Source organism: Desulfosporosinus nitroreducens, assembly GCF_023897015.1.
Lineage (GTDB): Bacteria > Bacillota > Desulfitobacteriia > Desulfitobacteriales > Desulfitobacteriaceae > Desulfosporosinus > Desulfosporosinus nitroreducens.
Map to the genome: position 1 here is coordinate 75,968 of NZ_JAMHFY010000022.1, position 11,124 is coordinate 87,091.

At 38.6% G+C, this 11,124-nt stretch carries 11 protein-coding genes and 1 pseudogene; all 12 read right to left on the bottom strand.

The features are described 5' to 3' along the window. Positions 1-66: 66 nt before the first annotated feature. The 12 genes and pseudogenes from coaE to M8E35_RS19980 all read right to left on the bottom strand — a co-directional run bounded on the left by coaE (position 67) and on the right by M8E35_RS19980 (position 10,871). A complete protein-coding gene (gene coaE / locus M8E35_RS19925; protein WP_252471613.1) occupies positions 67-672 on the bottom strand; it encodes a dephospho-CoA kinase in 606 nt (201 codons plus the stop codon). Between the two features lie 11 nt (positions 673-683). Continuing rightward, positions 684-1,343: a sporulation membrane protein YtaF gene (gene ytaF, locus M8E35_RS19930; protein ID WP_252471615.1), complete on the bottom strand. Its 660-nt coding sequence runs from the start codon at positions 1,341-1,343 to the stop codon at positions 684-686. Between the two features lie 64 nt (positions 1,344-1,407). After that, the gene (locus M8E35_RS19935; protein ID WP_252471637.1) at positions 1,408-3,249 is read right to left on the bottom strand and encodes an ABC-F family ATP-binding cassette domain-containing protein; all 1,842 of its coding nucleotides are present in this window, start codon (positions 3,247-3,249) and stop codon (positions 1,408-1,410) included. 157 nt (positions 3,250-3,406) lie between these two features. Then, on the bottom strand, positions 3,407-3,751 hold the full coding sequence (locus M8E35_RS19940) for a ribosomal maturation YjgA family protein (protein ID WP_252471639.1): 345 nt from the start codon (positions 3,749-3,751) through the stop codon (positions 3,407-3,409). Between the two features lie 149 nt (positions 3,752-3,900). Further along, positions 3,901-4,395 carry a DinB family protein gene (locus tag M8E35_RS19945; RefSeq protein ID WP_252471617.1) on the bottom strand — a complete coding sequence of 165 codons (495 nt, stop codon included), beginning with the start codon at positions 4,393-4,395 and terminating at the stop codon, positions 3,901-3,903. Positions 4,396-4,492: 97 nt separating this feature from the next. After that, positions 4,493-4,945 (bottom strand): GNAT family N-acetyltransferase, encoded by a 453-nt coding sequence (locus tag M8E35_RS19950; RefSeq protein ID WP_252471619.1) that lies wholly within the window; start codon positions 4,943-4,945, stop codon positions 4,493-4,495. Positions 4,946-6,090: 1,145 nt separating this feature from the next. Beyond that, on the bottom strand, positions 6,091-6,828 hold the full coding sequence (locus tag M8E35_RS19955; RefSeq protein WP_289710933.1) for an AAA family ATPase: 738 nt from the start codon (positions 6,826-6,828) through the stop codon (positions 6,091-6,093). Between the two features lie 23 nt (positions 6,829-6,851). Then, a complete protein-coding gene (locus tag M8E35_RS19960) occupies positions 6,852-7,775 on the bottom strand; it encodes a TIGR01777 family oxidoreductase (RefSeq protein ID WP_252471621.1) in 924 nt (307 codons plus the stop codon). A 181-nt stretch (positions 7,776-7,956) separates the two neighbouring features. Further along, positions 7,957-8,770: pseudogene (locus tag M8E35_RS19965) on the bottom strand (metallophosphoesterase). A gap of 229 nt (positions 8,771-8,999) precedes the next feature. Next, entirely contained in the window at positions 9,000-9,266 is a 267-nt protein-coding gene (locus M8E35_RS19970; RefSeq protein ID WP_252471623.1) for a hypothetical protein, read from the bottom strand. 108 nt (positions 9,267-9,374) lie between these two features. Beyond that, positions 9,375-9,893, bottom strand: a complete 519-nt coding sequence (locus tag M8E35_RS19975; protein WP_252471625.1) for a methyltransferase family protein — start codon at positions 9,891-9,893, stop codon at positions 9,375-9,377. Positions 9,894-10,484: 591 nt separating this feature from the next. Beyond that, positions 10,485-10,871, bottom strand: coding sequence for a YybH family protein (locus tag M8E35_RS19980; protein WP_252471627.1), 387 nt, complete (start codon positions 10,869-10,871; stop codon positions 10,485-10,487). Between the last annotated feature and the right edge of the window lie 253 nt (positions 10,872-11,124).

Here is an 11,124-nt window from a genome sequence, read left to right on the forward strand (position 1 = left end):
TCTCCTTCTTACCTATGAAAGGTCCTTATTTTAGTCTATTTTCATAGCATCGACTATTATGAGCAACTAATCCTTTTGTCTTAGTAGTAATTTTTGCCACACATCTTCAAGTTGACCTATCGTTTGACTCTCGCTCCCAGAATTGTCGATTATAACATCCCCCCGCTGACGCTTTTCATCTAATGATCCTTGAGAAGCTATACGTGCTTCTACCTCACTAAGACTCAGCTTGTCCCGCGCAAGAACGCGAGAAATTTGCAAGTTTCGCGGTATCCATACAACCCAAACCTCATCCACAAACTTTTCAAAACCTGCTTCAAAAAGCAAAGGCACATCCCATACACAGATCTTAACTCCTGTATCGCTAAGTGTATCTCTCTCCTCATTCATAGATTGTACCACGCGAGGGTGCACGATGCGCTCTAAGCGCTTTCGTGCATCCTCCTCCCTGAAAACCAGTTTCCCTAAACTGGAACGATCGATTTGTCCATTCTCATCTAGTATATCTGTGCCGAATTCCTCGATCAATTTCAAAACGGTTGTCTGATCCGATTGCAACAAACGGTGCACCGTTTTGTCAGCATCTAACACCGGAACCCCCTGTTTTATAAACCATTGGGCTACTGTAGATTTACCGCTGCCTATTCCACCCGTCAGTCCAATGTTCAACATTCTTTCTCACCTCAGATCAATTTCCCCAAACCGATCAAAATTAAAACAGCACCTGGCAAATATTCCGCTTTATTTGTCCAGTATACTGGAATCTTACCAGCCATTTGTTGGCCTAGACGCAACATCATAATTTGGGTTAAAGCCACGATTCCGATAACCGATAACGTCATTCCCGCCATCGCGGCTCCTATTCCACTAGCAAAAGCATCTATCGCCAGGGCGCACCCCAACAATAAGCTTTCTCGCAGACTAATTACTCCTGAACCATCAACATCCGCAATATCGGGTGTCTTAAGTACTTGAATTACTAAGCCAAAAAACCGCAGTTGGAATCGAAACACTGGTTCCAATGCTGGCTTTGGATGGGTCACAGCCATCGCGGGTACTGCTTCGGGAAAGACCTCCTCATTACGATTCCAGATAGCTTTCCCTAATTGAAAGATCCCTAAAGCCAGTAAAATTGCAGCTCCCAATAAACGTGCCTGAATTAACTCAAGCCATAACGTTACCCAACCACCAAAAAGCATCGATGTCCCCATTGCCAAAACTGTACACATTGCAATAGCAATAAGCGAATTTATGGGTATTCGAATACGACGTAATCCATACGCCAATCCGACTCCAAATCCATCCAGACTTAAAGCCACTGCCATAAGCATAGCTACTCCCATAATATGTATCCCTCCATCTTGCGACTTCAGGATAATATATGGATTCAAAGGCTATTTGGTGAAATCAATCATTTCCAGCAATCCATTCTTCTAAGGCACTATCTCTACGCGACTTTACTTTTTCACACTCTTCATGAAGCTTCATTGCCAATTCGTAATTTGTATCCGCCATAGCGAGCTCCTCCTCCAACGCTTGGAGGGTTTCTTCTAACTCTTCTATTTCCAGTTCGAGTTGCTTCATCCGCTTTTTTTCACGCGCCAAATTACGGCTTTCTTGCTTATCTTGGTTGCTTGGCTTTGAAGCCCGTTCGATTGGAGCAGCACTCATTTCCTCTTGTTGTTTATATTCCTTGAACCCTGTGTAATCTCCCTCAAAGAGCAAAAGCCCTTGAGATGTGAGTTCCGCAATTTTATTAACTACTTTATCTAAAAAATAGCGATCATGGGAAACCACAAGTACGGTTCCTTCGTACTCCTGAAGAGCTTCTTCTAATACCCCGCGGGTTTCAACATCAAGGTGATTTGTCGGTTCATCAAGCAAAAGTAAGTTTCCTTGCTCTAAGAAAAGCTTGCATAAAGCCAAACGGCTCTTTTCTCCCCCACTTAGCACGGAAATCAGCTTAAATACATCATCTTTTCTAAAGCCGTATCGAGCCAGTAGATTTCGGATCTCCGGGTCCTTTAATTTGGTGACATTCCGGATCTCATCCATTACCGTCCCTGACGTGCCTAAATTCTCATGTTCCTGTGAATAATAAGCAATTTTTACATTAGCGCCTAAACGGATGGTTCCCTTAAAAGGCGCCTTTTGGAGAATAGCCTTGAGAAGCGTAGTTTTTCCAATTCCATTTTTGCCCAGCAGGGCTACTTTGTCTCCCCGTCTCAAATCCAATTGCACGTTTGAAAAAAGAGTTCGAGCAGCAAACGAAATCGATAGATCTTCTATTGAAAGAACTCGATTTCCGCTTCGACCTCCACTTCCCAGCGAAATAGAAAGTCCATGATCCACCTTGGTAACCTGAATTGGCTTGAGCTTCTGGAGCTGACTTTCGCGTCCACGCGCCTGCTTAGAATTGACTCCCGCCTTATTTCTGCGCACATAATCCTCAAGTTTAGCAATTTTATTCGCTAAACGCTCTGCTTCTCGACCTAATGTCTTGGCTTCTAAAATTTTCAATAATTCGTATTCGGAATAATTACCGGTATACCCTTTTAACTCGCCGTTTTCCAGACAGAAAACTCGCGAAACTATACGATCTAAAAAGTATCTGTCGTGTGAAACAATCAGCAAGGCACCAGGATAATCTCGCAGGTATCCCTCCAGCCACTCCAAAGCCGCAATATCTAAATGATTCGTCGGTTCATCTAATATCAAGAGTTCGGGAGCACGAAGCAAAAGCTTACATAAAGCTAACCGGGTCTTCTGCCCTCCGCTTAAGCTCGCAACTTGAGAATTGATCTCCGCTTCAAGTCCCAGGCCAGCCAAGATTCTCCGCACTAAGGCTTCTAAAGCGTAGCCCCCCTGACGTTCAAATGACTCGGTCAGGGCCGCATATTGTTCCATGACTTTCTCACTCGGAGTCGAGGCCATCTTATCCTCTAACTCACGCAGTTGTTCCTGTATTTGTAATAAATCCCCTCGTTCTTGGATCACACACTCAAAGACGTTCCCTTCATCCTCCACAATAGGAGTTTGAGGCAGGTACCCATAGGAACCCAGAATCTGGACCTCTCCACTTTCTAATCGCACATCTCCTAAGCAGGCCCGAATCAGGGTTGTTTTGCCCGCTCCATTCGGACCGACCAAGGCAGCCTTTTCTCCATTTTCTAAAGCAAAACTGATCCGCCGAAAAAGCGGTTCACCTGATATATCGACGCCGCAATCCCGGCAAAATAAAACACTCATTTTTCTCGCACCCGCTCCATTGCTATTCGTGACAGTCATTTTCTTTCGATTTACTATACCATACACATTGTTTTCTAACAAACTCTGATTGTGCTTTAATTGCATTTACAGTCAGTCTTCAAAATAATAGTAGCCCCCGCCTAGGGCTACCATTAGATTACTTGTTGTTATCTCCCGTTGCAAAGCTCTCAATCAGAACGCCAACTCCGATCCCTACGGCATAAGAAACCAAATCACTCCACAGAAATCCATACCCTAAAATTAGCCCGCCAATCCTAGTCTTCCTTAATGAATCAATCCATTGGGAATGGTATAGTTGACTAAATTCAATGGCGAAAGAAAATAAGAGTGCTCTCACTGTGACTACTCTTGTTTCACTAGCCTTAAATGCGAAACCGCATAAGAAAAAAATCATGAGTCCCCATAAAACATCCCCTAAATACAAATTAACCCAACTCGGAAAAAATATTGAGAAACGTCTGCTGCATAAACCAAGTATCATGACAGTTATAACCAGGAATAAATATCTGAAAGCATCCCTCTTAACTGACAACGGCAAAACCTATCCTCTCTTAAGATATTAGCTATTTCCTGTTATACTAACCCGTATATACACAACCTAATAATAGTTTAACTAAACCCCTGCTCCTATTACCTTTCTCCTAAATAATAATAAATGAGGTCCAGCGAAGGTGGTTGTTTCTTCAATTGCCTAAGCATAGTGACAACTTGCCCTCGGTGAGAAGTTGAATGATTGTTAACATGAAGCATCTGTTTCCACAATTCTAAAGAATACGATATCCCCGATAAATTCTTATAATTAATTTCTTCAAGCAAATCTTTTTCCGTTAATGACACCAAAAATCTGTCAATCTGATTTCTAAAATCACCCCATCGATCAGCTAAAGTAGTGTAAGTCGGAAAATCGTCAGGATTTAGAAGTGTTCTGCCTTCTTCCCCCGTCCAACGGGACAACCATAATTCTTCCGCCCCTAAAATGTGTACCATTGTATCTCGAATTGACCTGAAGCTGCTTGATAAGTCTCGAGTAAATTCTTCATTTTCTAAGTTTTTTACGGCATCGAGTAATTTTTTATTCGCCCAAGCATTGTAACTGTAAAGTTCTATCATGTGACTCTTATTCATCAATTATTACCCCCTTAATACTCCATTCCAGACAGTATTTTATATTCTTGAAAAAACAGTTTTCGTACAAAACCTCTTTCACCATGAAAAATATCAATCACTTCTTGTGTAAACATATTAGCTGAGTACTTTTCCAGCTCAAACTTTTGTAAAATTCCAAAGCCACTGTGTTGTTCCGATCAGCCAAGAGCTGTAACCGCTTTACTCCCTTAGCTATAGCCCAACTTTCAATAGATAAAAGTAATCCCCGACCGATACCTTTTCCCCTATACTCCTTATGTACCACCAAATCTTCGATAACTGCTACAAATCCGCCTTCTGCAGTAGAGACTAAAATCTGAGCAGTGCACATTCCTACGACCTGTTGATTTATTTCCGCAACCATAATGCAGCGTCTCGTATCATCATTCAGCATCATTTCAAGACCACTGCGTTGCTTGAATTCTTCAACTGTAAAATCACTTTCTATAGAAAACAGGATTTCGAGCAGCCCAATGAGACAGTTAACGTCAGAGTGGACAGCTCTTCTAATTATGTAATTTGACGCCATTTCTTAAAACTCTCCTAACTAAACGTACTTTGATGCTCGATGGACTATTTGCGCTAAAGTTCAATTTTATTATTGTTCTTGAGTGTTTCTTTAATTTCCTTTATATCTGAAGCAATTCAATTTAATTAAGATCCCACCCAAATCCACCCAACCCAAACTATTTTTTAATCTTTACTGATTGTGTACTTTTCAAAAATACAATCAATAATTCCCTTATCTTCATAATTCACTTTTAAATTAATTTTGTTATCTAAATGAAATAATTTATCAATTTTATGTTTTTTTAGTATAATAATTAAGATGAAATATTTACCTTGTCCAAATAATTTCTTTTCTTCAAAACTACCCCACCTATATCGGTTACCTTATGCCAATCTACAATCTTATCATTCAAAAGTATTCCATTATCGTAAATTATATTTCGTTGCCACCCTATATAAAAATCAAACATTGAGATAGTGAATACTCCAAAAATCGCAAATAATGTATTTATTAAACTTTTTTGATAAAAGACTATAGTGGTAAGTTCGATTAACATAGAGTTTTCAAAAAAGTACTTTCGCAAGCTCTCTAAGTATTGAATATTTAATAATTGAAAAACACTACTTATATAAACTCCATTCAATTTCTGATATACATCGTAGGCATTATTGATAAACAAGATTAATAATATCAAAAATAATAAGAATTCCACTGATCCGTATACTAAAAACCTTGAACTTCTATTTAACCTAATAATTTCTTCACCTTTTCTTCGCCTCCTATAAATTTGACTCTTTAAAATCACAATGCAAATAACTAACACAGTACTTATACCAATGTATAATATAAGATTAGCGTTATCACTCAGTATTTAAATCACCTACTTCTTCTAAAACTTCACCTTGTCATCTTGTCAAGTTTTGGAATATTGTACTAGACGATTAACATCACATATTTCTGTCAGGAATATCATTTGCTTTGTATTGAAATGAAATGTTCCTATTTACTTTTCCCCAAGGATATAGTTCATTCTGAGAGCCTAGACAAAATTATGTACGGGTGCGCAATACATCCCCCACTTAAACACTGCGGAGTTTTGAAGTTAACGTTGATAAAAAGATTAGGGGAATGGAGATTCCGCGGGCCAACCCTTAAATATCATCTTAATCGTCTTCCAACAGCAGCTTTAACATCTTCTGAGTATTGTTAACAAACGCTCGCATAACTTGATAATGTTCGGTTTTTTCATAAGTTACATGTTCAAATCCCTCTTCAATTTGATAAATTAATGAATGAGGATAAGCCATTATGATTGGGGAATGAGTAGCTATAATAAATTGAGAGCCTTCTTCAATTAATTGATGCATTCTTGTAATCATTGACATTTGCCGCGAAGGCGATAAAGCCGCTTCGGGTTCATCCAGGATATATAAACTTTCACCGCAAAATCTATTTTGGAAAACAGCAAAGAATGACTCCCCGTGAGATTGTTCATGTAACGATCGGCCGCCATAGGCGTGGTTCAAGTTTAATTTTTCAACATTGGTAGCAAAATTATAGAAACTTTCTGCTCTTAAGAAAAAACCATCTCGTGGCCTTTTTACTCCTTTAACAACCTTTATATATTGACTCAAGTCTGAATGAGTGCCTCTAGAAGCAAAATTAAAATTCCTAGTCCCACCTTCAGCATTAAATCCAAATGCCACAGCTATAGATTCCAGTATAGTCGATTTCCCAGTACCATTTTCTCCAACAATAAAAGTTACTTTTGGATGAAACGATAAGGTGTCTAAACTCTTGATCGCTGGTAAATTAAAAGGATATTCAGTGAATGAAGGAACTTTGTCTCTATTTAATTCAATATATCTTATGTACCGGCCGACACTTTTCGATCCAATCATAAACATCTCCCAAAATATTATTCTCAGACGCCTTTCCGGTTCCCCATAGCATTCTCTATAGCTGCTTTTAACTTTGGAAACTTGTATTTAAAATCAGCACTGAGTACTTTTTTCGGTACAGCTCTTTGTCCATGCAATAACATTTCCGCCATCTGACCTAAAGCGATTTTTAATAATATTTCCGGAACTGGTAACCATGATGGTCTAGCTAGAACTTTACCCAGCATCTTGCTGAATTCTCCCATTCTTACCGGATTTGGAGCAACAGCATTTATAGGGCCAGCTAGCTCCTGATGTTCGATTATAAACCTTATCATACTCGTTAAATCTCGAATGTGTATCCATGAGAGCCATTGATTTCCGTTACCTAATGGGCCTCCGATAAAGTATCTAAATGGCAATGCCATTCTGTTTAGTGCACCTTCATTTCCTAAAACTACGCCAATCCGGATGGTCGCTACTCTGGTTCCAGTATTTTGAACCTTGTATGCTTCATTTTCCCACTCTCGGCAAACTTGTGCTAGGAAATCCTGTCCCGCTTCTGCCGACTCAGTTATCTCTTCATCCTCACATAGCCCATAATATCCAACGGCTGAAGCATTAATTAGAACTTTTGGCTGAATGGTACCATTATTAATTGCAGCAACTATTGCACCAGTCGTTCTAATCCGACTTGCTATAATCTCATCTTTCACTGAATTAGTCCATCGACGACTACCGATTGACTCACCCGCTAAGTTAATTACAAAGTCAATTTGATCGAACTTATAAATTGAAGATAGAGGATCAATATTATCCCATTCTATCACCTGAATTTTATTGCCAAATTGGTTGACTGTTTTTTGGTGATTTCTCGTTACAACCGATACTTTATATCCATTCATAAGTAATTCTTCTATTAGGTTTCTCCCGACAAAACCTGTACCACCAAAAATTAAAACATTCATTTTTTACCGCCTCCAGAATCCTTCCAAATCTGGGTCGAAGAACATCTACCGTGTTTATTCTTCCGTAGTCATTTTTTGGTGTTAAATTACTATTCTAGGCGGACCTAGACACCCCTTTTATTTACATCCCTTTTTTCGAGCTCACATCACGTAGATTAGCTTTCTTTCTATCTAAATATATTTATGGAAAGGAAACTAAGGTTATCAGTACAATTTCCGGTCTATTGTAAACCCTTATTGGTAGAACGCTTTCTCCTAAACCCCCATTAATAATCATGTTTGTAGAACCGGCAGTAAATTGACCGTAATCTAACTCAGGGAAAAGTCCTTGCCCCGGTACTGCCACTGCACCAACCAATGGAAGTCTAACTTGTCCGCCGTGGGTATGTCCCGGCCAAAAGTAAATCTATCTTGCAATTAATAGCTTTAGAAAATATGTTAGGAGCATGTGCTAATAAAACCTTTGGTTCAGAATCCGAGACACCTGCAATTGCCCTATCTAACTGATCCCGTCCTAGATAGGGGTCGTCGACACCCATTATCCAAATATGAGAATTACCTATGTAATATTTGAAATGCCCGTTTTCCAATATGTGTACCCCTTGGTCTTCCAAGGAAGATTTGATTTGGTAGTTTGTCCACCACTCGTGATTTCCAGGAACAAAAAATATCGGTTTAGATTGCAACCCTTTCACTAGTGATATTGCTGGTTTCATACTAGGGTTACTCTTATCAACTAAATCCCCAGTAATTGCTACTGCATCAAATTGCTGTCGATTAATCAACTCGATTAAATCCCTTTGACTTTCTCCGTATTCCTTGCTATGTAAATCAGTCAAGTGGAGAATGGTGAATCCCTGGAACTCAGCTGGTAATTTAGAAATCTTAATCGTATATCGTTTTACTGCAATCGAATGGAGATCGAAATATAGATAGGATAATGTTGCAATCCCACCTAGGATAAATGATCTACGGGACAACCGCTTAGCTCCCAAAATCAAACCTCCTTCAAATTCCACTCCAATAGCGTAATGACATTTAACGTCCTTGGCTCCCGTAGCGTCATACCACATTCATATTGGCGAAGTTAAGGGAACACCTTGTTTTCGGATGGATGAGGCCCCCCGAAGCAAGCCAGAGTGCAATAGGACGTCGCACCCTAAATCCTCTTCACTTTTTAGCCAAAAACTTTACTTTTGATGTTTTATGTGGTCTTAGAAAATATCAATACTCTTTACGCCTTTTCGCTCTAATGAATAAAATAAAAGCAAATACCATCAATAATATCCCAATTGTAAAGAAACTCCAAAGATAGATTGGTATTTGCCCATAAGGAAGCTTATCATTGATTTCAATACCAAAAAAGTACAGGCCTATCCCATCTCCATCCCTAACCTCATTATAGAATCTATTATAAAGATCTAGTGCTTTTAAAATAAAAGGAATTGAAATCACGAATATGATCATTGCAATAAATCTTAACTTATTCACAAAATCCCACCTCCTACCGTAAACTTTATACTCTCCCAATGAATATTACGATGCCCAAATAATATAAAATTTTAAACCATCGCTTGAATAATAGAGTTATACAACCTATCAAATATAACGTCTCACCTTATTCATATATTTTATATACTCTTCTCCGAATTCCATAATACACCATCTTTCTTCTGAAATAATAATCCAGTGTACTGATATTTGAAAACTTATTAATAACGCAAGTAATACCCATGAACGAGTCAAAAATACACACCCTAAAAAATAAATGAAGTATGCAACGTACATAGGGTTGCGTGATACTCGATATAACCCATTTAAATTTATTCCGTTCATTTTAGGCTTAGCATAATTTATTATAGATACAGCATATAAAATAAGTCCTAAACTATATATTATCAGACCTATGTAAAACCACTCAGATTCAGTTTTGATCTTAAGTATAAATAAATATAGCAAGATAAAGGCGGTTGCAATTTGATAAACCCAGAATGCTACCTTTTCTCTTCCGATTAATGGAGCAAAGAAACTTGCACGTTTAAGTGCTTCTTTGTTTATCACATTTAAAAGACCATACCTAATAAGTATAATTGGTATCACTGTCAAAAACGCATTCATTTTATCCCACTTTCTAGATCTTTGATTTATAGCTTAAGTTTTTCATCCTCGCCAAGGATGGCGCGGCCTTTGCACGATATGTCGTAGAACGTCCCGCGTATTCCCTAAGTCTGGTTTCTACTTTCATATTATCTCAGATTTCAGGAATACGTTATTATACGATGGCTGGAGCCCCAAATTCTACCCTAGAAAAAATCGCGATCATTATTCGTCATTATCTAAATCAGATCGAAATTCATAAATTGTTGCACTATCCGCTACTAGTTTAGGGTAAGATTCCTCTTCTTTCTCTCCTGGGTTCTAACCGTTTACTAACATCTTCATATCTAAATTGAAATACCAGTAAGAACTATCTCCCAAACTTTCAAACCCTAGCTTCTCCCAAAAACTCTCCCATCTTGTCCTATAATACTTATATTGAGTTTCATCAGGTTCAGCTTCTCTCTCAGCATCATAGGCTGGTTCTGGTAGAACAATGAAACAACCTACCTTCAAATTAAACTGAGCCTCTATTACTTAAGACAATACATGAATTACTGCAGTTCCTACTTTTTTGTCTCACATCTGAAACAATATGCTCACAATGGGCCGCTAATCAAGCAATGACGTTCCATATGAATTATCTATAGCACATAGCCATTTTCCATCAATATTTCTATAGATATAAGTTGCTCTTCGGTCCATGCTAAATTCTGATTCACTTTTATTATCAGCTTCCAGTAGGGTTTGAGAAATAACCAAAACCGTATCGCCAGCCTCAATCATTAGCATTTTACCTTGTGTAGGTATTACGCTGTTCTTAAAGTACTCGGCAATTTTTATAAAGGCTTTCTTAATAGCTTCTTTCCCATGAACTTCAAGGCCGGGTTTGACGACAAGAACCGCATCCTCAGTATAAAAATCCATTAAATCATCAAACCGTTCCTCTTTTATTGCCTTGTCTGCAGCGTCTATCAATTCTTTTATTAAGTTATTCATTTGTCTTCAGGCTCCTCACGTATAATATAAATTACTGGAACTTCAAATCAAAAAATCCTTCAAGCATAATTGCACAATCCGCGCCAGGACGGCGCGGTCTTTGCGACCAATTTCATTTAACGTTCCGAGGGTTTGCGACGCGTCCCAACCCACTTTCATATTATCAAAGTGTCGCGAAACCCTCTGTTGTACTAAACCGCTGCGCGGTGGCTTCTTTTAGCTCCAATTCTATATCCATGATATCATCTTTACT

Excerpts from the sequence above, each read along its gene's own strand:
- M8E35_RS19935 (WP_252471637.1), bottom strand. The coding sequence starts at position 3,249 with ATGAGTGTTTTATTTTGCCGGGATTGCGGCGTCGATATATCAGGTGAA.
- M8E35_RS19975 (WP_252471625.1), bottom strand. The coding sequence starts at position 9,893 with ATGAATGCGTTTTTGACAGTGATACCAATTATACTTATTAGGTATGGT.
- M8E35_RS19980 (WP_252471627.1), bottom strand. The coding sequence starts at position 10,871 with ATGAATAACTTAATAAAAGAATTGATAGACGCTGCAGACAAGGCAATA.
- coaE (WP_252471613.1), bottom strand. The coding sequence starts at position 672 with ATGTTGAACATTGGACTGACGGGTGGAATAGGCAGCGGTAAATCTACA.
- M8E35_RS19940 (WP_252471639.1), bottom strand. The coding sequence starts at position 3,751 with ATGATACTTGGTTTATGCAGCAGACGTTTCTCAATATTTTTTCCGAGT.
- M8E35_RS19945 (WP_252471617.1), bottom strand. The coding sequence starts at position 4,395 with ATGAATAAGAGTCACATGATAGAACTTTACAGTTACAATGCTTGGGCG.
- ytaF (WP_252471615.1), bottom strand. The coding sequence starts at position 1,343 with ATGGGAGTAGCTATGCTTATGGCAGTGGCTTTAAGTCTGGATGGATTT.
- M8E35_RS19950 (WP_252471619.1), bottom strand. The coding sequence starts at position 4,945 with ATGGCGTCAAATTACATAATTAGAAGAGCTGTCCACTCTGACGTTAAC.
- M8E35_RS19955 (WP_289710933.1), bottom strand. The coding sequence starts at position 6,828 with ATGATTGGATCGAAAAGTGTCGGCCGGTACATAAGATATATTGAATTA.
- M8E35_RS19960 (WP_252471621.1), bottom strand. The coding sequence starts at position 7,775 with ATGAATGTTTTAATTTTTGGTGGTACAGGTTTTGTCGGGAGAAACCTA.